Origin of the sequence: Methanoculleus sp. UBA303 (assembly GCA_002501655.1) — an archaeon.
Classification (GTDB): domain Archaea; phylum Halobacteriota; class Methanomicrobia; order Methanomicrobiales; family Methanoculleaceae; genus Methanoculleus.
This window is the reverse complement of the sequence record DANY01000008.1, coordinates 28682-52558: the sequence shown is the minus strand read 5'-3', so window position 1 is coordinate 52558 and position 23877 is coordinate 28682. Positions and strand designations below refer to the sequence as shown.

The 23877-nt window shown below is 57.5% G+C and carries 16 protein-coding genes and 1 tRNA gene; 10 read left to right on the top strand and 7 right to left on the bottom strand.

The genetic code is table 11. The annotated features are described in order from the left end of the window. Positions 1-4 precede the first annotated feature (4 nt). The 3 genes from BP846_RS01635 (at position 5) to BP846_RS01625 (ending at position 1957) form a co-directional block, all read left to right on the top strand. Complete coding sequence (locus BP846_RS01635; RefSeq protein WP_292392297.1) at positions 5-940, top strand: DUF7544 domain-containing protein; 936 nt, start codon at positions 5-7, stop codon at positions 938-940. A 113-nt stretch (positions 941-1053) separates the two neighbouring features. Continuing rightward, on the top strand, positions 1054-1746 hold the full coding sequence (locus BP846_RS01630) for a PrsW family intramembrane metalloprotease (RefSeq protein WP_292392296.1): 693 nt from the start codon (positions 1054-1056) through the stop codon (positions 1744-1746). Positions 1747-1885: 139 nt separating this feature from the next. Then, positions 1886-1957, top strand: a tRNA-Gly gene (locus tag BP846_RS01625). A gap of 37 nt (positions 1958-1994) precedes the next feature. On the opposite strand, the gene BP846_RS01620 is transcribed toward BP846_RS01625, so the two are convergent. Further along, the gene (locus BP846_RS01620; protein ID WP_292392295.1) at positions 1995-2783 is read right to left on the bottom strand and encodes a winged helix-turn-helix transcriptional regulator; all 789 of its coding nucleotides are present in this window, start codon (positions 2781-2783) and stop codon (positions 1995-1997) included. 884 nt (positions 2784-3667) lie between these two features. Here BP846_RS01620 and BP846_RS01615 point away from each other — a divergent pair. The 6 genes from BP846_RS01615 to BP846_RS01590 all read left to right on the top strand — a co-directional run bounded on the left by BP846_RS01615 (position 3668) and on the right by BP846_RS01590 (position 12578). After that, positions 3668-4135, top strand: coding sequence for a hypothetical protein (locus BP846_RS01615; protein WP_292392294.1), 468 nt, complete (start codon positions 3668-3670; stop codon positions 4133-4135). A gap of 31 nt (positions 4136-4166) precedes the next feature. Next, positions 4167-5231 (top strand): hypothetical protein, encoded by a 1065-nt coding sequence (locus BP846_RS01610; RefSeq protein ID WP_292392293.1) that lies wholly within the window; start codon positions 4167-4169, stop codon positions 5229-5231. Between the two features lie 463 nt (positions 5232-5694). Next, entirely contained in the window at positions 5695-6999 is a 1305-nt protein-coding gene (locus BP846_RS01605; RefSeq protein WP_292392292.1) for a transglutaminase-like domain-containing protein, read from the top strand. A gap of 336 nt (positions 7000-7335) precedes the next feature. Then, positions 7336-8217, top strand: a complete 882-nt coding sequence (locus BP846_RS01600) for a hypothetical protein (protein WP_292392291.1) — start codon at positions 7336-7338, stop codon at positions 8215-8217. A 224-nt stretch (positions 8218-8441) separates the two neighbouring features. Further along, positions 8442-9866, top strand: a complete 1425-nt coding sequence (locus BP846_RS01595) for an amino acid permease (protein ID WP_292392290.1) — start codon at positions 8442-8444, stop codon at positions 9864-9866. Between the two features lie 663 nt (positions 9867-10529). Beyond that, on the top strand, positions 10530-12578 hold the full coding sequence (locus BP846_RS01590) for a sodium-translocating pyrophosphatase (protein WP_292392289.1): 2049 nt from the start codon (positions 10530-10532) through the stop codon (positions 12576-12578). 116 nt (positions 12579-12694) lie between these two features. On the opposite strand, the gene BP846_RS01585 is transcribed toward BP846_RS01590, so the two are convergent. Then, on the bottom strand, positions 12695-14512 hold the full coding sequence (locus BP846_RS01585) for a KUP/HAK/KT family potassium transporter (RefSeq protein WP_292392288.1): 1818 nt from the start codon (positions 14510-14512) through the stop codon (positions 12695-12697). 301 nt (positions 14513-14813) lie between these two features. Here BP846_RS01585 and BP846_RS01580 point away from each other — a divergent pair, with 301 nt between their 5' ends. Continuing rightward, a complete protein-coding gene (locus BP846_RS01580; RefSeq protein ID WP_292392287.1) occupies positions 14814-15578 on the top strand; it encodes a hypothetical protein in 765 nt (254 codons plus the stop codon). A 40-nt stretch (positions 15579-15618) separates the two neighbouring features. On the opposite strand, the gene BP846_RS01575 is transcribed toward BP846_RS01580, so the two are convergent. The 5 genes from BP846_RS01575 to BP846_RS01555 form a co-directional block, all read right to left on the bottom strand. Beyond that, positions 15619-17541 carry a hypothetical protein gene (locus BP846_RS01575; RefSeq protein ID WP_292392286.1) on the bottom strand — a complete coding sequence of 641 codons (1923 nt, stop codon included), beginning with the start codon at positions 17539-17541 and terminating at the stop codon, positions 15619-15621. Beyond that, positions 17489-18613: a glycosyltransferase family 4 protein gene (locus tag BP846_RS01570; RefSeq protein ID WP_292392285.1), complete on the bottom strand. Its 1125-nt coding sequence runs from the start codon at positions 18611-18613 to the stop codon at positions 17489-17491. Before BP846_RS01570 ends, BP846_RS01575 begins: the two co-directional genes overlap by 53 nt. Positions 18614-18636: 23 nt before the next feature. Next, a complete protein-coding gene (locus BP846_RS01565) occupies positions 18637-19839 on the bottom strand; it encodes a glycosyltransferase family 4 protein (protein ID WP_292392284.1) in 1203 nt (400 codons plus the stop codon). Positions 19840-20121: 282 nt separating this feature from the next. Then, positions 20122-22242, bottom strand: a complete 2121-nt coding sequence (locus tag BP846_RS01560; RefSeq protein ID WP_292392283.1) for a CARDB domain-containing protein — start codon at positions 22240-22242, stop codon at positions 20122-20124. A gap of 460 nt (positions 22243-22702) precedes the next feature. Continuing rightward, positions 22703-23857 carry an RNA-guided endonuclease InsQ/TnpB family protein gene (locus BP846_RS01555; RefSeq protein ID WP_292392282.1) on the bottom strand — a complete coding sequence of 385 codons (1155 nt, stop codon included), beginning with the start codon at positions 23855-23857 and terminating at the stop codon, positions 22703-22705. Positions 23858-23877: the final 20 nt, after the last annotated feature.

Sequence of the window (23877 nt, the reverse complement as noted above, 5' to 3'; positions counted from 1 at the left end):
AACTATGGCTGAAGAGACGTATGCATTCAGCAGGCTGGAAGGTGCGTTCCATCGCACAAAAGGCCTGCTCTGGCCGTTCAAGTGGGGGATCTGGCTCCGCCTGGCCCTGATCGCGCTCTTTGTGGGAGGGGGCGTCAGTTTCCCGAACACCTCCGGGTACAACTTCAACGAAGGCGACCTCCCGTCCGGCGTCGAGGGGGCCCTCCCCGGGATCGCAACGATCTTCGTGGTGCTCATCCTCGTCGTGCTTGCGATCGCGCTCATCTGGTGGATCATCGGCACGGTGATGCAGTTCGTCTTCGTCGACATGCTCCGGACGGGCGATATCCATATCAGGCGCTTCTTTGGAGAACGGGTCGGCAAAGGGGTGCGGCTCTTCCTCTTTGAGGCAGCCCTCACGCTGATCCTGATCCTCGCCATGATAGCGTTCATCCTCATGCTCGTAGGGTTCGAGGGGTCGGGTGGTGCCGGTGTTGCATTCATCCTCCTGTTCATTCCATTCATCCTGGTCGCAGCCCTCCTCTTCGGGATCGTCTTCCTCCTGACCCACGACTTCGTCGTCCCGATCATGATCCATGAAGATTGCGGGGTCATCGAGGGATGGCGGCGGCTTTTTGGGATGATCTCAGAAAACCTCTGGCAGACCGTCGCCTACATCATCACGAGATTCGTGCTCGGCCTCATCGCCGGAATCGTGCAGGCGGTCCTGGTCATCCTCGCGATGCTGATCATCGCAATACCGTTCGTGCTCATCGGGATCGTCCTCCTCGCCGCAGTCATGGCAAACTACGTGCTGCTGCTCGTCCTCCTCATCCCCTACCTCATCATCGCCATCCCGGTCGCGCTCCTGATCGCGGTGCCGTTCGTCACGTTCTTCCGGTACTACGGGCTGCTGGTGCTCGAGGGGGTTGCACCGGGGTACCGCCTCCTCCCCGAATAACCCTTTTTTTATCCGGAAGAAGAGCAGTTCCGGCCATTTCACGGCCTGCCGATGGAGCCGCCAATGGAAGGGAAAGGCTCTTTGACTCGTAAACTATGAATTCGATCGAGCAAATGGTCGAGATCGAGCCGCTGGTAATCCTTGCCCTGGCGCTGGGGCCGGGAGTCTTCTGGGCATGGTACTTCTACCGCCGGGATAAACTCAATCCCGAACCGGCGACGCTGATCGTGAAGCTCTTCCTCCTCGGCGTCCTCGTCACGTTCCCCGTGGCCTTCGTCGAGGGGTTCTTCGGCCTCTTCATCACACTCCCGCTGATCATGGGCGTCGTCATTGCGCCGATCGTCGAGGAGTACGGCAAGTTCTGGGTCGTTCGACGGTTCGCTTACCCGCACCCCGAGTTCGACGAACCGATGGACGGCATCGTCTACGCCGCAGCAGCCGCTCTCGGGCTCGCATCGCTCGAGAACGTCCTCTACGTCTTTGCGGCGTACGTGACGTCGCCGTCGCTTGCTCTCGGCACGATCGTCGTCCGTGCGATCTTCTCGGTCCCCGGGCATGCGCTTTTCTCCGGTGTCTGGGGCTACGCCCTCGGTCGGGCCAAGTTCGCGCCCGCAGAAGAGCGTTCGAGGATCGTCCTCCAGGGACTCGTCCTCGGGATGGTGCTGCATGGCATCTTCAACTTCCTGCTCATCTCCGCTGAGATCGTCACCTACGCCCTGGCCGTATTCGTCCTGGTCCTGATACCGGGGCTCTGGCTGCTGGCAAACCGAAACATCAAGCAGGCGCTCGAACGCGGTCACCGATAGTGCGCGATCGGCCTCCCGCGGGGCCGGCCGACCTCGCGATCCTGCAGGGGCGGCAGCGCCCGATCCAGGCCGCGCTTCGATAGGCTTATTAGCCAGAAAAACCCACGTTGTAAGGCACACAGTGCGAAAGCACAGGCGTGCGCCGATAGTGTAGTGGTTATCACTAGGCGTTGCCAACGCCTAAACCCGGGTTCGAGTCCCGGTCGGCGCATAGAGACACCACATCGGTGCGCTGTTTTTTCGGAGTTTCATACGATAATCCCTTTTTCGCCATCTCCCGATCTCCAGTAGCCTGTACCGTCATATCTGGTCTTCTCCCTGAGAAGTTCCCGGGCCTTGGGCGTGAGACAATACCTCATTGTCCTTCCTTCTCGGTGAGGTTCGACGATCCCATCGGCTATGAGGCGCCTCATATACCAGAAAGCCGAGGGGGCTGAGATGCCGATAGCTACGGCAAGATCCTGCTGCGAGGGGTGATGATCCTCCAGGAGCAGGGAGAGAATCTGTCGTGTCGTACCGTTTTGCAGGTGAAGATAAAGACTCCGACTGACCACGCTGGAGCCTTCGCTGGTTTTGAAATAGCCCACCTGACCGCCTCGACGGACCTCGACGATCATGCCCACCGATTCGAGGCGCCAGAGATGGTATTGAGCCGCCCCCCTCGCGACCCCGGAGGCACGGGTCAGCGCCCCAAGTGAGATGCCCGGGCTTTGGCCGATACACTCATACAACCTTTTCCTGGAGTCATGGTCAAGGGCGTTCCTCCGGAAGATGCGCCGGTAGCCGAAAAAAGGCACCACAGTAAAAGAGTAAAAGAATTTAGCAGGGAAGAGAAGCATTGGGGAGATGAAGAGCAGCAGCTCGACGAGCATCATGCGGGGTGATAACTCCCAGAATGATATTTCGGTGAAATCATTGCCGCCTTCCGGCGGAGGTTCACCCAGCGGCGAAAATGTGTAACCTCCTGGGGCCGCCGCAGGACATATCAGGAAGGAAAATCCTGTGATGATAAGTGCGACAAAGATCCAGTGCTTCATTTCTTCGATACCTCTGCGCCCTTAAGATCTGCCCGACAGATCTGTCAATACCATTCAAAGGTGTAGTCCTCGGTTCCGTGAACACTCTCGCCATGGACGAGGAACGTCCACGTTCCGGGTTCTAACCCTCCGCTATTGCGAATGATCATACCTATCCGACCGTCATTTTTCCCGTCATCGGCATCGTGAAATATTGCAACAACAGTTGTGGGAGAACTGACTGTGAGAGAGAGGGAGTTTGCGGAATTTCCCCAGTTCAAATCAAGGGGCAGATCTGTTTCACCATTTGAGACAGATTTTGTATATCGATCGGTCCCCCCTGTGTTATTGTGGCATAATTTCGTAATACAGACATCCATTGATGTTCTTCAGGTAGAGGGGCAATTTCATAGCCACAGTCGTTTACCTCGGACTCCAGTGCATATGCAGGCAGAGTGAGCAACGCCGCCATGAGCAGTACTGGGATCAGGATCCTACACGCATTCATAAGCAATATCTAGGACTTTAAGAGTAGACACCTTAAATCTTCTGTGTAAATCATCTAATTGTCCTCTAACGATTAGATGAATATCACACAAGATATTTAGTGATATGAGATTACTACTGAAGCAGATGCCTGATTCGGTGTATTACAAGGGTTTAGAAGCGGATCACAACGCCCCGGAGCATCTATCCTACTCAGGAGATAGTAATTATCAGTGTTCTACCAACCAAGGGTACCACTTACACTTCAGGAGCGTAAGTAAATTCGATGCAACTGTTGAATTAGTTGTGTTATCTCAAAAGTCTGGGTGAATTCACTCTTGGAACAAAAGGTTACCCCTTAAAAGCGTGATTATGTAGGAAAAATCATCCTCAGGCATCATACAAAAAGGAGGAATAAAATGGCTAACTTAAAGAAAGTTGGGTTTGGCATCACACTCGTCTGGTTGTTGCTGGTGGGTGTGACCATCGTGCCCGTGAGCGCTCAACCGGCAACAAAAGATTTAATGCTCCCAGATGATCAAAATCCCTTCTTGTTAAGGATCCCTGTCACATGGAAGGCTGATACAGTTTTGTCGAGGGATTCTTCAAATGAGGTGCTTTGTAGGCATTACTCGACCTCTAAGACAGATAATGGAGATTACTTTCCAATCGACAAAATTGGTGTCCGTGCGAAAGTCTGGAAAAATGGCCTTTTAAAGTATGAGGAAAATCTGATCAATCGTAACTCGGGCATAGCAGAATTAAACTATAACTCTGGCAGTGAATCGGCAAGCGGGACCTGGACTGCAGAAACAAATCACATCTTCGAAGCTCCAGAGTATAACCAGTATCAGTATCCACAGACTGATGATACATTGAGTATCTAGCACTCAACCACTTTTTTCATGGAGGATCGGTATGGGTAAAAAGGTGAAGAGCGATCGGATAATCGTTTATTTGGCTATCACTGTAATAATATTTACTTTAAGTTCATGGGTTGGCATTTCGGTATTGATAATCGAAAAGGAACCTGTACCTGCATGGGCCGAGACTTTTAACTCGTCTAATAGATCAGAGAGTGTCACGGTGTACGATCCAGATCGCGTTGATGAGAATTTTTGCATTGGACTGTACACAGCGCCCATTCATGAGCAGAAATATTTTCTCCAGAAATCAAAAAATCTAACTAAGAACGAAACTTTTGAAGGATATTTCTGTATTGCCAACAACATGTACTCGGAGAACGATTACCTTATCTTCTGTTTAATGGACTACAAGCAGGTGCCGTTTTCGTTTAATGAAAGTGATGCAGAGATCCTGCACAAAATCCGTCTTGAATCGTTTGAAGAAAAATTTTACCATTTCGATCTTGGACCACTTGAAAGCGGCACCCATGAATTTGAGATATTTCTCATCCTGAAGCCATATGAAACATCGCTCAACCAGTCGTTCAGGTTATCCACTGATTTCTCACATTTGGGAAGCATCAGACTGAATCTGTTCGTTGATGATTGGAATATGCCTCCCGTTGTTTATACGAACTTCAGCGATCTTAATTGCCATCAATGTGACTCTCAATATCCCGGTAATGACGGTGTGATGCTAGTAAAAGAGCCCTGTTCGACCAGGGCATGGACCTCTGAAAACGTGACATCGGGAGATACTCTGGATTACTGGATGAATGTTGCAGCAGCAGATGATTATCCAGTGGCCTTCGGTCTTATTGTTCTTGTGGACTATATCCAGGTGCCTATATGGACGAACAGCCCTAACGATGTCATTTTTGGCAAACTTGATGCTGGGGAGAAACTCTCGTTTCCTACGAAAATCGTGGTTCCTCGTGAGAAAGGCGTACATGAGTTAATGGCCATCTGGCTCCCGGCCCCATATCAGAGGATGGATAGGTTACCCGAAGCGCCGGCAAGCCCTAATCAATGGGCATGGGCTCAACCCAGCATCCGAGTGGGGTTGAATGTAGGATAGTTCTAAGGTGAGCACGAGTTGCTTTTCTCTAGATTCCCACTTTTTTCATAAATATTCGGGGCTTATTCATTAGATAGGAGCACTCTTTCCCACACCAAGGGAGGACATCTCATTACTACATTACACGTACCCCGGATCGCGCGAGGGATGTTTAACGCATCATATTGGTTATTTTATGATTTCGTAAGGATATAGGTGAATTGCTGTATCCTAAATCCTTATGCTGCATCAAGTATATTCTGACGATTAGATGACTCTCACAGAAAACGTTTAATGAACACCAAAAATGTTTTAGTGTGGGTACCTTAAAAAGTGCCCTGTGTATGAACCGAGAGCAGATATTGCTATCTCGAAAAACTCTGCATTGCTTTAGAAGCAATATACATGGCTTGCTTCGTTGAATCGTATGCATGGTCGCCTGTTTTGCTTCTGGAGTATGAGCAATTGAGAAAGGATAGTGACCATGAAACATGTGAATTCTCTGATAATATTTGCCTTGTTGCTGGCGACATGTGCTTTCACTGTGCCAGTTACGGCTGAAGAGCAGTATACGCCATCTTTCAACAAATCCAAATTTCAAAATATGGGAGTTGTGAATGGGAGCCCAAACTGGGCCGGAATGCGAGACTTATCTCAATTTAGCAGGTACGAACCTCAGGTTGAGGTGACGCTGCCATCGAGAGAAACACTGAAAAAATTGTACCCAAATATTATCTTCTACGACTCATTGGATTTACCCATGGGTGAAAGAAATTCTTCGGAAGAGGTAACATTCAACCAGGATGGAAGTTTTTCAGTGTTCAGAACGCAAAGCAATCAAAATAAACTAACTGCAACGACTGATGTTCGAATCACGGAAGCTCAAATCGCCTGGTATTGGGTTCAGGATTCCGTAGTCAGGCACTTGATTACCGTCCGTAACGTCGGTTCAGTGCCTGCCAGTGGTAAAGTCATTGTCATCTCTCCTGAAGATGGATATGGTTACTATAACACATTTAGTAATTTACCTCCATCTGCCAGCGAAACAGTATCAGTGGCTTATATGGTGCCTTCTGGCAGTTCTGTTGGGAGAAAACCTATTGTTTTAGAAGTATGGGTGGATCCGGATGATACACGAACTGACTCTTGGTTGATGCCGATCGATGGAATTGAAAAGTACAATAATGATGCCGATCACCTTCCAGATCCTGATTGGGGCACAAATCTTGAAACAAGTGATCTTTACCACTTCCCTTATGGATCTCTCTCCAGTGAATCATATGGACAAACTATTGAGGCCGCAACAGCAGGGGATGACACAACAACTCCATATGCTACAGCACAAAAGATCTTGGGATACACCAAAAATGTAATGTGTTACACTTCAGACGACCTAGATGGGAATTATACCGCGTCCGACATCTGGATCAAAAACCATCAGTATTGTGGAGTATGTGATGAATATACGACATTATTTAATTCATTTACAAGAAGTCTTGGAATCCCTACCCGGCAGTATTATATGGCCATGACCGATAGCACCGGCGGGCCCGTCGCTCACGAGTGGGCATTGATTTGGAATGGTGAACGTTGGGTTCATGCGGATCCTACATGGGAAGTATTTGACAATCAAGACATATACAGTCAGCATGGATACTCGAATATAACCATAACAAATCTGATCCACGCTGATGATAGTCGCTACACTGGTCCCGATGATCCCTACGTTGAGGATCAATTACTGCATTATTGGTTTGATTTTGAAACAATACCCATGGGAGGTTTATGAAGGAATAATATTAAATATTCTCTTTGTTTTATTTCGCGGGTGAGACGATCAGGAGGACATATGAGAAATATAAATGCTCGGATGCTGTTTGCCTTGTTGCTGGCGACATGTGCTTTCACTGTGCCAGTTACGGCTGAAGAATGGGATGCACCATCCCCCAATGAATCCGAACTCCAGAATATGGGAGTTGTGAACGGAAGCCCAAACTGGGCTGGAATGCGAGACTTATCTCAATTTAGCAGGTACGAGCCTCAGGTTGAGGTGACGCCGCCGTCAAGGGAAACCCTGAAAAAAATGTATCCGAATATCATCTTTTACAACTCATCGGACCTGCCTATGCATGACATAGACTTTTCCGGGCAGGTATCGTTCAACCCGGACGGGAGTTTCACGGTGATCCGGACGGCGAGCGACGGGAGAGGGGCGACGGCAGCCGAGCCCGCTCGGATGCTCCCTCCCGCGCCGGGGGGAGATCCCCTGATGGAGTTACGGGGTGCCCATCCGAACGTAGAGAGAAACGCCGAGATTATGGGATACATCCGGACCTGCGGTCTCTCCAGTTGGTATGAGAGACCCTACAACGCAACCTGCCGCTATGTCTACCTTGTCCCGGGCACGTCATGCTCGCAGACGCAGGTGTACCTGAACAGGAATGTCAACGAACGAGAGGATCATGATAGTATCGTATGGGTGGGCCGGGTCGACCGCGGCGAAGAACTCCCGGTAGAGGCGTCCGATCCGCTTGCCAGCCTCTCTGTCCGGTACCCACGGGTGATGGAGAATCCCGCAGTAGAAGCGTTCATCAGGGAGGATAGACCGGAGCGCTGGGGTGAGGTGTTCGAGAACGAAACAACGGTACAGGTCTACCTCATCGCTGAGAACGCGGCCTTCAGGGAGCTGATCGCTACCGTAGGGGCAGGGGCCGTCACAGGTGTGATGGTCCTCGATGAGCAGCACCTTGCGGTCAATAAAACCGAAGCGCTGGCAATCGCCCGGGAGGACGTCTCCCCTGCTGCACAACTCATCGACATCCATCTCCAGATGAAAGACGGGAGGGTGGTGTGGATGGCCTCGTACATGGACGGCCCCGTCTACTCCTCGATCCCGGTGGACGCCGGGGAGGCACCGGCGCCGGGAGAGAAGGTTCCCGGCTTTTCCTCCGCCACAGCGGCCGGAGCGCTTCTGGTCCCGGCGGCGTTGCACTGGAGAAGAAGATGACCTCACGAGGGTGATGCCCGCCACGGTCCATAGCATGGGGTGAGAGCCTGGGGAATGGGGTGTTTTCCTGCGTACAGCCTCTCGCTCTGCCCCATGAACGCTCCACACCCCTTCGCGATCTTCCGCGTGATCCACGCCAGAACCCCCAATATAAGATGCAATGCTCCGCTAGATACCCCTGTGCGGAACCTTTATACCCGCTACCACCTCCCCCTCCCGCAATCATGGAGTTAAAGCGGGGACTCTCGCAGTTTGACCTGACGAACATCATCGTCGGGGCGATCGTCGGCGCCGACATCTACATCGCGTCCTCACTCACCGCAGGCCTGGTCGGCCCGTTCTCGATCGTCCTCTGGGCGGTGGCCGGGCTCTTCGCCGCAACGATCGCGATGGTCTTTGCCTACTGCAGTTATTACGTTCCCCGCGTCGGCGGGCCGTTTGCGTATGTCTCGGAGGCGTTCGACGACTTCTACGGGTTCCTCACCGGCTGGAGCATGTGGATCGCCGAACTCCTCGCTCTCCCGGTCTTTGCAATAGCGTTCGCGAACTACCTCCAGGCGCTCGTCCCGCTCACCCCGGCCGCAGAGGTCGCCGTCCGGGCGCTCTTCGTCGCGTCCCTGACGCTCGTCAACATCGTCGGCGTCCGGGCCGCAGGGAGGTTGAACGATGCCCTCACGCTCATCAAACTCTCCCCGCTCCTCCTTCTCATCGTGGCCGGGCTCGGCGTCTTCCTCGTCCGGCCGGAGACAGTCATCGGGAACTACACCCCCCTGCTCCCCTTCGGGCTCGATAACGCCGCCCATGCGCTCGTCCTGGTCTTCTGGGCATACGCCGGGTTCGAGATGGGGACGCTCCCGGCCGGCGAGGTCGAGAACCCGCAGAAGGCCATCCCCCGCGCTATCATCACCGGGATGCTGATCGTCTCTTTCTTCTACCTCCTCACGAACTTCGTGCTCTTCGGGGTCGTCAACTGGACCGAACTCGACCAGAGCACCGTGCCGCTCGTCGTCGCCGGCACCGCCCTATTCGGGTCGGCAGGGGCGCTCATCATGACGGTCGGCGCCCTCTTCTCGGTAGCCGGGTCGGACGAGTCGGGGATGCTCGGCAGCGCACGGCTCGCGTACGCAATGGCGATCGACGGGCTCTTCCCCCGCGCTTTCGCACGGCTCCACCCGCGCTTCAATACGCCCTACGTGGTCCTCATCGCTCAGGGCGCCATTGCATTCGTCCTCTCCAGCTTCGGAAACCTCTCCGGGCTGATATCGTTCGCCGTCCTCAACCTGGCATTCTCATTCCTGCTCACCTGCTTCGCGCTCATAGTTCTCCGGAGCGATAGTGCCGCGAACCTCCGCGGCCAGCACATCCTCCCCCTCGCCGGCATCGGAATCTGCCTCTTTCTCATATACTCCACAACAACCTTCGATAAAGCCGCAGGAATCCTGGTCATCCTGGCAGGAATACCAGTCTACCTCTTCTACTCCCCAAAGCAGGACATACACCACCTCAAAGCGCTCTTCCTCTCCGAAGAGGCCGTGCTCCGGCGAAGGCTCGAGGTGAGAGAGATGTATCTTGCGAATCTGCTGGACCTGATACGCACAATTTCCCGGAGGATCAGGCGGTCGGGCAGCCGCGATCCCGGAGAGAGGTAGTGCAGTGATTCCAAATTAACAGACCATAGCTGGCCTTCGTCCCATCCCCCACGGAGCGCCCCCCTCCGTCCCCCCACCCCGCCCGCGCTTCCTCCCGGGGCGAGGGCAGTCATGGCGATAGCCAGCGGGAAGCCGCGCCAGGGGGTGGTGGGGCTGGCGGCGGTTTCCCTGAGGGGGTCAGATGAGGTTCAGGAGTTAGCCAGAAACCGGCTCTTTCCCCAGGTTCTCCCCGTGCAGTGGACCGTGGTGGCTATCGCCAGGGGGGGTGGGGCTGACGGGGAGGGGGCGAGCCCCCGCCCCGGTCTCTGCCTCGTGCCTTCAGCGTCCAGACTCAATTCCTACAGATTGCCATCCGCCTGTAACCCCCTCCCCGCAGGCGGGTACCCGTATGTTCCTCCTCAAAGCCCCCGCCCCCGGGAGGGGGGGGGCAGTACGTGGGGATACCGGGGAAAAGCCGTCTCATGGGATGCAAACACCCGGATAGTGTGAAAAAAGATCGATACTCTCCTCCGCTGAGAGTGCCGGTAATTGAGAATCGTTGCAGTAGGCGTTTACCCTCGTATCAGAGGAGTGACCGATGACCACCCCGCACAATCCTCGTGTTTTTTGCTGCGATTGACGTGGGAGAAATATTTTTCCGTCGAATGGGGCAAGAGGCACAGCATGGATCTCATTCCGGTCGTTGTAGCGATCAGCGTCATCGCCCTTGCCGTTGCTGCATACTTAACACGACAGATCCTCGGCGAAGACAAAGGAACCACTCAGATGCAGGGAGTCGCTGCGGCCATCCGCGAAGGAGCGGAAGCCTTCATACGACGGCAGTACTCCACCATCGCGATCCTCGCCGCGGTCATCGCCGTGATCATCCTCATCGCCTTCACTTCGACCGGCGATTTCACCAGGGCATGGCATACCGCGTCGGCCTTCCTTCTCGGCGCTTTCCTGAGCGCCCTCTCCGGAGTTATCGGGATGAGCATAGCGGTCAGATCGAACCTGGTCTCCGCGGCATCGGTCGAGAAGAGCCCGGGAAAAGCACTCATCCTCGCGCTTCGCGGCGGAGCAGTCTCCGGGCTCACCATCATCGCCCTCTCGCTGATAGGGATCTCGATCATCTTTACTCTGTTCGGCGGTGATCCCCGTGAGACGCCGTTCCTTATCGTCGGATTCGGGTTCGGCGCCTCCCTCATCGCCCTCTTCGCCCAGCTCGGCGGCGGCATCTACACCAAGGCCGCTGATGTCGGAGCAGATCTCGTCGGGAAGTTCGAGGCGGGTATCCCCGAGGACGACCCCCGCAACCCCGCCGTGGTTGCCGACCTCGTGGGCGACAACGTCGGGGACTGCGCAGGGCGCGGTGCCGACCTCTTCGAGTCCACCTCGGCCGAGACCATCGGCGCGATGATCCTGGCCGTCGCCCTCTACCCGGTCTTCGGGCTCGCCGGCATCCTCTTCCCGCTGGTGATCGGGGCGTTCGGGCTGATCGCAACGATCGTCGGCATCTTCTCGGTGCGGATGAAGGACACGGAGCACAAAGATCCAATGCATGCCCTGAACAAAGGGTATTACATCACGTCGCTCCTCTCGGCGGCCTTCCTCTTCATCGCGACGATGGTTCTGCTCAAGAACATCTGGTTCTTCTATTGCGGCCTCATCGGGATCGCCCTCTCGATCGTCTTCCTTTACGTGACGCTGTACTATACCGACGAGCGGTTCAGGCCGGTCAAAAAGATTGCAAAGGCCTCGACTGCCGGGCCGGCGATGAACATCATCGCCGGCATCAACGTCGCGTTTGAAACGACCGCGATCGCCTCGATCTCCATCTGCGCAGCTCTCCTCTTTGCCTTCAGATTCGGAGAACTCTCGGGAGTGAGTAACGGCGGCCTCTACGGGACCGCCATCGCAACGATGGGGATGCTCATGCCCTGCGCCTATATCCTGGCGATGGACACCTTCGGCCCGATCGTGGATAACGCCGGGGGTATCGTGGAGATGAGCGGGGCCCCGGAGACCGCACGCTGGAACGTCGCGAAGCTCGATGCCGCGGGGAACACCACCAAAGCGCTCACCAAGGGCTACGCAGTGGGCAGTGCAGCCCTGTCGGCGTTCCTGCTCTTCACCGCCTACATGACCGAGATCTCGACATACACCGGAACCTTCTTCTCCGACGTCAACCTCGCCCACATCGATGTCTTTGCCGGAGCCCTGCTCGGCGCGATGCTCGTCTTCCTCTTCGCCGCGTATGCCATCCGCGGTGTCGGCGAGACCGCTCAGTACGTGATCGAGGAGGTCCGGCGGCAGTTTAAAGGGATGAGGATTCTGGAAGGCATCGACAAGCCGGACTATGCCCGTTGCGTCGATATCACGACGCGGGGCGCCCTGAAGAACATGATCCTGCCCGGCGCCCTCGCGGTCGTCTTCCCGGTTGTCGTCGGTATCACCCTCAAGTACGAGGCGATGGCCGCCTTCCTGATCGTCGGCACGATCACCGGCCTCCTGATGGCGCTTGTCCTGAACAACGGCGGTGGTGCCTGGGACAACACCAAGAAATGTATCGAGGGGGGACTGTATGGTGGAAAGGGATCGGAAGCCCACATGGCGGCCATCGTGGGGGATACCGTGGGCGACCCGTTCAAGGATACGGCCGGACCGTCTCTGCACGTGCTGGTGAAACTCCTGGCGACACTGACGCTTGTGCTCGTGCCGCTCTACGTCTGACCTTTTTTCAGGAACCTCCGGACAGGGATCGCTTCTCAAACGCACAACGCGCGAGTCGTCCTTATGGGTATCCGTGCTCTTCCGTTACAACATCCGGGAGCATCCCATTGTTGCGGCTACATCTCCACCCGGGTGAGAACGCCGTGAATCTTATCCACCGGCAGCTTGTAGAACTGGACGAACGACGGGGTAAGGCGCTTTATGACGGAGTACGCCTTCCAGACAACGTTGTCCGTGACGATATCTTCGAGCCCGTAGAAGATGGCCTTCTCCCGGATATCAGCATCCCGAAGGATCTTCTTGATGTCCACGACCTCCATGTAACCGAGTTCGATCTCAAAACTCCGGAGTCCCGGCGCCAGGTTCTCCTTAAACCCGCTCTTCACTCCGAAGGGAGTGTCCCGGATGATGATGGAGATGATGATGTTGTCCTCGTAAACGATATTGTTCGTAAACATCGTCAGCGCGACGTAGGGCGGGATCTTCCGGATATCCCGTGCGAAGAAGAGCGCCGTGCCGCGGATCCTCGAAACTTCCCGGTAAAGATCCCGGTAGACAACAAGAAACGCGGGGAGATCCATCGGGCTGAACGAATAGGCGATCCGATTCTGGCCGGCGCGATAGACGAGGATGATCGCAAGCGGTATCGCAGTTATCATGAGTGCAAAGTAGGCTCCCGCCGGAATCTTGGATGTGGTGGCGATGAGAAACGCTATATCCACCAGGGTTACCCCGATGCCCACAAACACGAGAAGGCCCAGTTTTCGCATGAAGAAGATGGAAGTGAGCATGATGCCCGTAATGGTCATGGTCCCGGTAACGGCGAGACCGTAGGCGGCGGCCAGGCGGGCGGAGGATTGAAACTGGAACATCACCGCCAGAACGGCAAAGAGGAGGAACCAGTTCACGGAACCGATGTAGATCTGCGATCGGAGCTCCGCTGACATATAATCGATCTTCAGCATCGGGAGCATGCGGGTGGTGATCCCCTGATACACGATCGAGAAGAGCCCGCTGATCATCGCCTGGGAGGCGATGATGGTGGCCAGGATGGAGAGGATCAGGAACGGGACGTAGATCTGGGGTGATATGCTCCTGATCATCTCGAAGAGGACGAAGTGTGCGTTGGGATGGGTGAGGAGGAACGCCCCCTGGCCGAGATAGTTGAGTACCAGGGCGAAGAAGACGAGATACCAGGCGCGGATAATGGGAGTTCTTCCCAGGTGACCCATATCCGCATAGAGGGCCTCGCCTCCGGTAGCCACCAGGATGACCGCCGACAGGAGGAAGAACGCAGGCCATCCCCCGTCCAGAAGAAACCGTATGGCATAGTAGGGATTTATCGCGAGCAGCACTGCTGGAGCCCACAGGATCCCTATGATGCCGGAGACGGCAAGCGCCAGGAACCAGGTCCCCGCGATGGGGCCGAACGACCAGGCTACTCGCTCGGTCCCGCTTCGCTGAATTGAGAAAAGTCCGATGGCGATGGCCGCAGCGATCACGATGAGCGTGCTCTCAGCAGTCGTCTCAAGTCCCGGGATCAGGACAATGCCCTCCACAGCGGAGAGGATGCTGATCGCCGGGGTGATGACCCCGTCGCCGACGAGGAGGGCGACGCCGACGATGGTCATCGAGGAGACGATCGTCACCAGTGTTCCGGATTTGATGTAGGGGAGGAGCAGCTCCCGGAGCACAATGGTGCCCCCTTCGCCCTTTTTGCCCAGGCTCATCGCAAGCCACGCGTACTCCACCATGATGAGGATGATCAAAGTCCAGACGAGCAGGGAGAGGATGCCCATGATGTTCGAGGGTGTGGGCTCCACCAGGAGGAAGATCACCGCGAGCGTGTAAATGGGGCTTGTACCGATATCTCCGAAGACGAGGCCCATGGATTTCAGGACACCCTGCCAGGGATGATCGTCGCGACCTGTCACATAGCCCACCTCGAAGATACGGAGCGGTGTTTCTTGCGCGAACCCGTCACCGGTTGACCGACAGGCGAGGCCAAGAGACAGACGATCCCGACCACGGCAGGGACGGGTATGAGAGTGAATGAAAGGCATGTCCCGGAAGGTATGAGGAACAGGTTGATCTCAGGGCGGTGATCCCCTATATCGATTCCGACCATGGTTCAAACCGGGTACAGGTACATTCCTAGTATTTAACGATGATGAGCGTTGTCCGGGTTTTCTGGAGAAGCTGAACCATGACATCCAGTTTGTTTGTACAGGGGTAGTGAGGATAAAGCAGGGGACGGTAACCACCGTCTTCCCGCTCCTTGCCGCGGCCGTCCTGGTGGCGATGCACCTGGTCGCAGGCAGGTTACGGTTCCTCGACGTCATACCCCGGAGCCGCTGGCTCTCGATAGCAGGCGGGGTCGCCGTAGCCTACGTCTTTGTCCGCCTGCTCCCCGAACTGAGCGCCGGACAGGAGGTTGTCCGGAGGGCCATCAGCGGGGAGGTGCTTGTCGGTCTTGAGAATCACATTTATGTCGTAGCCCTCTTCGGCCTCGTCACCTTCTACGGGCTGGAGCGGGTCGTCAGGACATCGCAGGAGCACCGGCCGGCGGCGCAGGATGCCGAACGTACGACAACCGGCCCGGGTGTCTTCTGGCTCCACATCGCGTCCTTCGGCGTCTATAACCTCCTGATCGGCTACCTCCTGCTCCACCGTATACGACCCGGCCTCATGAGCCTTGCATTCTATACCATCGCCATGGCCCTGCACTTCCTGGTCACCGATTACGGGCTGCGCAAGGACCACCGCCGGGACTACGACCGGATAGGCCGGTGGGCGCTCTCCGTGGCGCTCCTCGGGGGCCTCGCAGCGGGCTACCTCGCGAGCCTTCCGGAGCTCTGGATCGCTGTCCTCACTGCGTTCCTCTCCGGCGGTGTCATCCTCAACGTGCTCAAGGAAGAACTCCCCGAGGAACGCAAAAGCCATATTATGCCGTTTTTCATCGGCGCATTCGGGTATGCCGCCATCCTCCTCCTGGCATAGAAGTCCCCGGGGGTTAACGGAACACCCACCCGCACCGGCGCTACGGTCCGTTGAGCCTGAACAGGCCGGCTGAACCTGATGCATACATCCGGTCATACCCCTCCCCGGCAAGCGCTCTCTCCGGATCATGCGTCAGCCGGAACATACCGTCGTAACAGAAGATGGGGTGACCCCTGACGTATTCCCGGACCAGAACGGCATTCATACCGTACGAGCGGTAGGTCCCCTCGATGAACATAGCATCGGCCGGCAGGATGAACGCCGGGTCCGACCAGACGTAATTCACAACCTGGACGTACCTGTCCGCCCCGACCGGGCCGGTGCGTATACGATCTACGGTATCGAGCGCCCGCAACTCCGACTCCGTGAACCCGGTCCTTACGGCGCTGTTCGGTGAGAAGATCGGGCTGTCGTTATCGGCTGCCGGGCTTGTGATCATGGCAAAGACAAGCAGACCGACGCACGTGGCAAGGAGAAGCATCGCAGGTACCCGGGACCTTCCCGCGACCAGCAGCAGCGATGTTGCGAGCGGGACGGAGAGGAGGATCTGGGAGAAGTACCACCACCGGTGCTCGATGAAGGAGAGACCCGTGATGAGCGGAAAGAAGCCGAGGCCGAGAAGGGTGAGCCCCACTGCCCCGAAGGCAAAACCGTTCCTCTCCCTCCGTGCCGCCAGGTAAAAGATGCCGACGAGGCTTAAGGTGAAGAATATGAACATGCCGATGTTGTTGAAGATCTGTTCCGGGACCGGCACAAGCCCGGGATACGCGTCGACGACCGCCGGGTTCTGGACGAAGTAGTCCCGGGTGAACCCCTGGCGGACGAGGTCCGAGAGGACCGCGATATGCCCTGAGACAAAGTACCACCACCCGAGCATGGCGGCCAGAAAGAGCGAGGCCAGGCCAAGCGTGACGGGATACGCCTTCGTGGCCGCATCAGCCCGGAGGAGACCGTAGAGCCTGGATGCGCTCCACGTCAGAAAGAGCACCAGCGCCATGCATGCCGCCGTGATGGTGTGCGTCAGGATGATGGCGGCGAGGAGGAGGAACGCAAGGTTTCTGGCCCGCACTGGCCTCGTATACTTCAGTTTGAAGAGGAGGTAGAGAACGAGGACCATGAATATCGCGGCGAAGGCATTGGGGATCGACCCGGCGCTCATGCCAATCTGCTGGTTTGCGGTTATCAGCATGAGCCCGGCAAGCAGCCCGACCCGCTCATCGTTGAAGAGGGCCGTTCCGATGAGGTAGATTGCCGGCGGGAAGATGACGATCTGCGCCAGGCTCACGGAGAGCATCGCCGCGAGCCTGTAGTCGAGTCCGGCCAGGAGTGAGGTCCCGGCAACCTCCAGGTGGAAGAGCGGCATGTGGGTGTACCAGTAGCCTTCGGGGATGGCATGGAGGTTCAGGATCTGCGATACGAACATCCTGTGCCACCAGGGATCAGAGCCCAGGATGCCGGGAACGATCAGGATCTGCGACCATGCGACCGATATCCCGAGGAGGATGACCTGCGGCAGGATCCAGAGGGCCTTCTTTCGGTGCGGCAGGAGAGTCTCGAGAGCGATGACGCCGGCCATGAGCGAAGTCAGGATGAAGTAGCCGGCCGGCCGCTCATACGGAGCGGTGCGGAGGTGGAGCGCGGCGATGCTCAGCATGTAGAGGACGAGGAAGAGGATGAGCAGCACGACAAAGAGCCGGCTTTTGCCGGTCTTCGCTCCGGCAACCCGCGATCCCGGAAACTCCCTGATTGCCCGCTCCCGGATCGCGAGCCAGAGCAGACAGGAGAGGATGGTGAGGACGCCGACGAGGATGAAGACCAGGCGCCCGATGGTGAGCGTGAGGTAGACGATGAGGATGGTCGAGGCGACGATGCCGAGGCAGGCGAGGATCTTATCCGGGTGCATGCCGCGGTCAACCCCCGAGCCCTTCGATGACGGCAGCGAACCGCTCCACCGCCCGTTCATAGGTGATCTCCCGTTCCACGCACTCTCTCGCGGTCCTTGCGACGGATGCCAGGTCCGGGCGCCCGAGGACGCCGATGACGGAGGCTGAGACGCCTTCCGGTGTGTTTGATGCCAGGATAAAGCCCGTCTCACCGTCCCTGACGAAGTCGGGCACGGCACCCACGGGTGTTGCGAGTATGGGCGTGCCGCAGGCCATAGCCTCGAGCATGATGTTCGGGAGCCCTTCCGTATAGGACGGCAGCACAAGCAGCCTGATGCTGTTGAGGTGGCAGGGGAGGTCTTCGTGCCGGATCCACCCCGCGAGCGTCACCCGCCCCGTAAGTCCGTTCTCGAGGACGAACTCCCGGATAGCCGGGAGCAGGGGGCCGTCTCCGCCGATAAGGAAATTCAGGTCTCCGTTCGCGGCAGCGATCCGGGGGAGGGCGCGGACAAAATTCCAGACCCCCTTCTCATCGGCGAGGCGCCCGATGTATGCGACGGTTGCAGGCCGCTCCTCAAGTGGCGTTTCTACCCTGAACGCTTCAAAGTCGAGCAGGTGCTCACGGGCTATAGCGATCTTATCCTTGTAGCGCTCGAGCCCCCAGTGGCTTATGAGGGCCGGGGAGTAGAGGACGATCCTGTCGCAGAGCCTGCAGGTCATCCCGGTGAGTATTCCAGCCGGGAGAAGGAGCCGGTCGCCCGCAGGCGCCATCATGATGGGGGTATGGCCCGGGAGGGCCAGTACGACCTTCTTCCCGGAGAGTTTTGCCGCGAGCATCGGCAGGACGAGGACCTCTCCGCCGAAGAAGAACAGCCAGGTGTCAGTATGGTTCAGTTCTCTGATGCGACAGGTTATCCTCGCCTGCGTTGCGACGTTGTGCAGAATCCGCGATACCAGGCCGTCCCCGGCCGCGTGGTCGACTCCGGAGAACCTGACCCGCGCGTCGTTCTCGAAGACGTGCCCGGCGTTCCCCGTCACCAGGGGGATCCGCTCGTGCGTAAGGGCCGACAGGATCCCGATGAGGTTGGCGGTCGGGTGTACACCCGACCGCTCGATCGGGAACATGAGCAGTCCAACAGTAGTCTCTCCCATAGTAATCCCTGCGTGCGGTGCAATCACCTCTCCGGGGAAGCGCCGGTGGGCGCTGCAATCCGCCCTCCATGCTGGCGGTACTCCCTGATTGCGTCCCGGTAGATCGCAACATACCGCTCCGCAACCCTCTGCCAATCGTACTCCCCGATCCTTGCCGCCGCCGCCCGGCCCATGCTCTCGCGTGCGGCATCGTCCGCGAGGAGGCGGAGTATCTTCTCCCCGAGCCCGGTTGCATCTTCGGACCGGAAGACGAGCCCGGTCACCCCGTCCTCAACGATGCCGGGGTGGGACATATCCGACGCTATGACGGGTTTGCCGAACGCCGCGGCCTCAAAGAGGGGAGATGGCTGACAGTCCCACCGGGACGGGACGACCACCATCCTGCACTGCCGGTAGCAGCGGTATTTCTCCTCGTCCGGCACAAAACCGGGAAAGGTGACGTTCCTCTCAAGCCCCAGGTCCCGAGCGCGTCTCCGGAGTTCGGGTTCCTGGGGGCCTCTCCCCCCGATGTATACCCTGATGTCCGGGAACGCCTCCACGACGCCCGGCAGGGCCCTCAACAGGACGTCCGCACCCTTCAGCCGGGTGAGCGTGTTGATAAAGACGATATCCGGCCCCTCCCCAGGCGGGAGAGGGGGGCCCTGCGACCGGAGCTTTGCGAGGTCGAGGCCGGCGGCGACGACGTGGATCCGGCCGGTCGTCAGCGTCCTGACGAGTTCACCCACCGACGGCGCGTCCACAACGAGTTCGGGGGCCCGGGAGAGCACCCATCGTTCGTTGTGGATGAAGAAGGTGTGGAAGACGTGCGAGAGCGCCCTCTCCAGCGGGCGCATATCCTCCCGGTAGTGCGCAATCTCTCTCTCGAAGATGCCAAACGCAGTCACGAGGGACGGGTATTCACTCCCGAGGAGCATGCAGGCCGCGGAGTTGGGATACCGGGTGGAGAGAGCATGGACGATATCCGGCCGGATAGCCCTGACGGTCTTCACCATCCTGAAGAGCACCAGGGGATGGAAGTACGGGAGGGAGAGCGGACCGTTCTTCCGGAGGGTGTGGCAGGTGAACCCGCCTTCCCGCCTTACGGCGTTCACGCTGCCCAGGGTGATGATATGGAGGTCAATATCATCACACCCGGCGAGGCGTGATACCAGTTCCGATGTGTAGATATCCGAACCCTGATATGACGTCATATCCCCGGAATAATGGCAGAGAAGTGCTACTTTCATTGTATATCCCCGATTAACTGTTATGTTATCCAATCGAGGTGCCTGAATCGTTTGATCACGCAATGCACGGGTGCCAATCGTCATCCTGACATATAAAGGTTGAGGGACGCCCGATCAAGATACCGGACCCTGGCTACGCGCAGGGTGCCGGAACAGTGCGGTCCGGGCGCTCAAACTCCTGTCCGGCGAACTGAGCACCGGGAGTCTTCATGGGGGGAGGGGCGGTCCTGAAGATGAGAAAAAAGGGATGCGAGCCCGTTGCAGTCCGATCGGTCCCGTGCTTCACACGGTCATGACCGTCTCGCGCCGGTTGTTGTTCTCGTTCGCCTCAGCGATCCGGTCGACATCGTCCACCCATGCCTGGATTGTGTGGGTCCCGGGGGTCGCCTTCCAGACTGCAGAACCGCTCGGGCCGCCGTTCGCGGTCACGGTCACCCAGTTGCCCGGAGGGATCGGATTGGTGTGGCTGTCCGACCAGACGGCAAGCCTGCCGTCAACGAGGAAGGCAACGCCGCTGATGACCCCCGCCGGCGTGGGCACCGTCCCCTGGTTCTTGATCGTCGCCTGGAACGTCACCGCACTCCCCGGAACCGGTTTTGCGGGTTCCCAGGCAATGTGGGTCACGATAAGGTCCGGCTCTCCGACCGGGGTGGGTGTCGGTGCAGACTCTATGACCGTGATCAGGCGGGTGCGGATGTTGTTCGCCTCGTCGCCCTCGTCGATCCGATTGACATCGTCTACGTGGGCCTTCACGGTGTGGGTGCCGGGAGCGGCCGTCCAGGTTGCACCGGCCGAGCCGCCGTTCGCGGTCAGGGTGACCGATGCACCCGCGGCGATAGCCGCGGTGTGGGTGTCGGACCAGACACCGGGACCGGCGGCGCCGTCATCGAACGTGAAGAGGACGCCATGCTTCGTGCCCGCAGGCGTGGGTGCGGTCCCCTGGTTTGTGATCGTCGCCCGGAGCGTCACCGCACTCCCGGGGGCCGGGCTTGCCGGGTCCCAGGAGAGGTCGGTCACCACAAGGTCCGGTTTCCCGGACGGGGTAGGGGTAGGGGCAACAGGCGAAGGGTTCCCGCCGGAGTACGGCTGTACGCTCAGGCGGGACGTGTCGACCGAACCTGAGACGGCAACCGGCCGGGCCGCGTCCGACCGCACGGTCCCGGAGAACTGGACGTTCTGGCCGTTCGGGCATGATACCGTGGCACCTCCGCCGCCGTAGGTCTCGATATCGAACGAACTCTCCCGGACCGGGTATCCGGAGACGCCAAAGACATTGTTCTTTGAACCGTCGCCCCGCGGGTTGATGATGGTCAACCCTTTCGCGATTATCTTTCCGGCGTTTGCGGCATAGACGCCGTATCTCCCGGCATCACGCGAGGTGCAGTTCTCCACGTAGACGTTATCTGTGTAGTCGAACTTGTACCCGACCTCGGAGCCCGTATCGGTGCAGTTGTAGAGTTTGGTGTACGACGACGGATACCAGACAGCATAGCCGGCCTTCCGGTTGTTCTCCGCGGTGCAGTTGATGAGGGTCATGTCACCGTGGAGCCAGAACCCGGCGCCGAAGAGGGCTCCGTACATATCCTCATCCGGGCCATTGTAGTAGTTGTCGGGCTTAACACCGTTGTTCTTCGAGACACAGTCCCGAAGGACGATTCGCTTCTTGCTCGGTGCGGCTTCGGCGATGAATCCCGCTTCATAGTTGCCTTCTGCATAACAGCGGATGACCTCGCAATCCTCGACATCGGCGTTCTCTGCAAGCTGGAACCCGCACGTCCACTGACCGTGCGGAGCGAAACGGCTTTCCCGGCCGCAGTTGATCGCTTCGCAGTCGATATAACGGACGTTCCGGATTGTCTTTTGGGAGCCGTCTCCATCGCTCTGCCATCCGTGCCTGCCGCAATCGATGGCCTTGCAGTTGACAAACTCGATATCCTCCATGACGCCGTTTGATACCCAGAGTGTGAAGGCCCCGCCCCACCGGGAGTTGTCAACGGTTGCCGTGACGTTGTGGACTTTCACGCGGTCGCAGTTGTAGATGAAGATTGCGCCGGTTCCCGTCGTCTTGAAGTCACGCAGCACGAAGTTCTGTTTCCCCTGGCACTGCACGAGGCCGGAGGACCACTTGAGCCATGTAGCGTCAGGCCCTTTTCCTTCGAGTATCACATTGCTCGGGATATTCAGGTCTCCACTGAGATAGAAGGTGCCCTCGGTCAGGGTGACTGTGCCTCCCGCGTTGCCGAGGGCACTGAGTGCTCTCTGGATCTCGACCTGATCAGCAGCGCCATCGCAGACGTAATCTGCCTGCGCCCTGGAGAGGTCGGGGCTGTCACTTGCAGCAACGACCAGGGCGCTGCCGGCCTGCACGATGCAGCCGATCGCAGCGCAGCCCAGGAGAAGCATCAGTACCTTCCGGTAAGTTGTCGGGCTTTCGTTGGTTTTCTTCTGAAGTCTACTGCTAAAATAGCCCAAGTACAATACCTCCTTGAGTCGCAGGCTGAAGCACAGGTGCCCCAGCACCTGAGTTATAAATAATTCATAATATATATGCAATTCGATTTTAAGAATCACGCTATTCTCCAAAATTATACGAAAAAGACTTATTTAATCCGGATACTTTGCATAAAACTAAATTTACATCGACCTCAACGTAAATCAAATTGATATAGCCATATCGCCATTCAGGGGCTTGTCGGGAGGCGGTGCACGACGGTAACGTCCATCCCCCGTCCGCTTCCCCGCACCATGCATTCACGGGGCGGAACCTCCCGGTAGCGGCAGTCCGGGAGTAATATTCTCCATAAGGGCCGGGTCTGGATACGCCGCGGCGAGGGACGACATAGGCATTGACACTCTCCCCGGGCTAAAGCCTGGAGATTCTTGCTTCGTTGACCGGAACTTGCACCACCAGGATTGGCGGTGTAGTGGTTCTGATCTCCACAAGCGTAGATTCGGGTGTGCCCCACCCTACGGCTGCTCGTTTCAGAATATTCTGCGCGGCGTTCAGATCTCGCGGGACAGTGTAGCCGCAGACCGGGCAGGCATGGGTTCGCTGCCAGAGATCCTTCTTCTCCCGGTGCCCGCAGAGGAAACAGTCCTGGGTCGTGTAGGCCGGATCGACCAGATGCACATACCTACCAGCATTCGCAGCTTTGTAGCGTATGAACTCCCGGGCCTTGTACCACGCGGCATCGAGAATGGATCTGGATCTGCCGCGGAGTTTCGCGTCCAGCGATTCGACCATCGGTTTGATGTTCAGGTGTTCCAGCGCGATGTGATCATATCGATCAACATAGTATCGGCTCCACTTATGCAGGAAGTCGTTCCTCCGGTTCTCCACCTGCTCGTGGATCCGGGCAACCCTGACCCGTTGCTTGCGGCGGTTCCTGCTCCCCTTCACGGCCCGCGATAATTTCTTCTGAGCGCGACGGAGCCGCTTCGCAGACTTCCTGACGTTGTGCGGATGCGGGAAGACCACACCATCGGTGTCGGTGGAGAAGTTCTCCAGATTCAGGTCGATCCCGACCGCCCGGGTGCCGGCAGTCGGCTCCGGGGTATCGGGGGTCTCGGAAACGACCGCCACGAACCACTGGTGAGCCGGGGTATGTTTGACCACGATCTGCTTGATTCTGCCCGGTACCGGGCGGCTGAGCTCGATCCGCAGCTCCCCGATCTTGCTCAGCCAGAGACGGTTCCCCGTGAGTTTGAACCCGGTCGAATCATACTCCATCGAGTGAACCCACTTCTTCCGGAGCTTGCCGACCTTTCTTCCCTTCGCCTTCATCGCTCGCAGAGCGCTGAGGCTGTGGGTTATCCGGTGGATCACTTTCTGCAGAACGTGGCTCTGTACGTCCTTGAGTTCGGGATACTGCTTCTTGAGGTCGGGGAGACAAGAATCACGGAATACGTTGTTCTCAAGACACCAGTTCCGGACAAATGTACACCTCGTAAAGCCGTTGAACAGCCGCCCTGCAACCTTCTGCGAGGGATATGCTCGGTACCGGGTGACGTGCCGCATTCCTGACTCCAGAGACCTGT

What these genes read in the sequence shown, in the direction of transcription:
- BP846_RS01635 (WP_292392297.1), top strand. Translation starts at nt 5, where the DNA reads ATGGCTGAAGAGACGTATGCATTCAGCAGGCTGGAAGGTGCGTTCCAT.
- BP846_RS01630 (WP_292392296.1), top strand. Translation starts at nt 1,054, where the DNA reads ATGGTCGAGATCGAGCCGCTGGTAATCCTTGCCCTGGCGCTGGGGCCG.
- BP846_RS01620 (WP_292392295.1), bottom strand. Translation starts at nt 2,783, where the DNA reads ATGAAGCACTGGATCTTTGTCGCACTTATCATCACAGGATTTTCCTTC.
- BP846_RS01615 (WP_292392294.1), top strand. Translation starts at nt 3,668, where the DNA reads ATGGCTAACTTAAAGAAAGTTGGGTTTGGCATCACACTCGTCTGGTTG.
- BP846_RS01610 (WP_292392293.1), top strand. Translation starts at nt 4,167, where the DNA reads ATGGGTAAAAAGGTGAAGAGCGATCGGATAATCGTTTATTTGGCTATC.
- BP846_RS01605 (WP_292392292.1), top strand. Translation starts at nt 5,695, where the DNA reads ATGAAACATGTGAATTCTCTGATAATATTTGCCTTGTTGCTGGCGACA.
- BP846_RS01600 (WP_292392291.1), top strand. Translation starts at nt 7,336, where the DNA reads ATGCATGACATAGACTTTTCCGGGCAGGTATCGTTCAACCCGGACGGG.
- BP846_RS01595 (WP_292392290.1), top strand. Translation starts at nt 8,442, where the DNA reads ATGGAGTTAAAGCGGGGACTCTCGCAGTTTGACCTGACGAACATCATC.
- BP846_RS01590 (WP_292392289.1), top strand. Translation starts at nt 10,530, where the DNA reads ATGGATCTCATTCCGGTCGTTGTAGCGATCAGCGTCATCGCCCTTGCC.
- BP846_RS01575 (WP_292392286.1), bottom strand. Translation starts at nt 17,541, where the DNA reads ATGAACGGGCGGTGGAGCGGTTCGCTGCCGTCATCGAAGGGCTCGGGG.
- BP846_RS01570 (WP_292392285.1), bottom strand. Translation starts at nt 18,613, where the DNA reads ATGGGAGAGACTACTGTTGGACTGCTCATGTTCCCGATCGAGCGGTCG.
- BP846_RS01565 (WP_292392284.1), bottom strand. Translation starts at nt 19,839, where the DNA reads ATGAAAGTAGCACTTCTCTGCCATTATTCCGGGGATATGACGTCATAT.
- BP846_RS01560 (WP_292392283.1), bottom strand. Translation starts at nt 22,242, where the DNA reads ATGCTTCTCCTGGGCTGCGCTGCGATCGGCTGCATCGTGCAGGCCGGC.
- BP846_RS01555 (WP_292392282.1), bottom strand. Translation starts at nt 23,857, where the DNA reads ATGCGGCACGTCACCCGGTACCGAGCATATCCCTCGCAGAAGGTTGCA.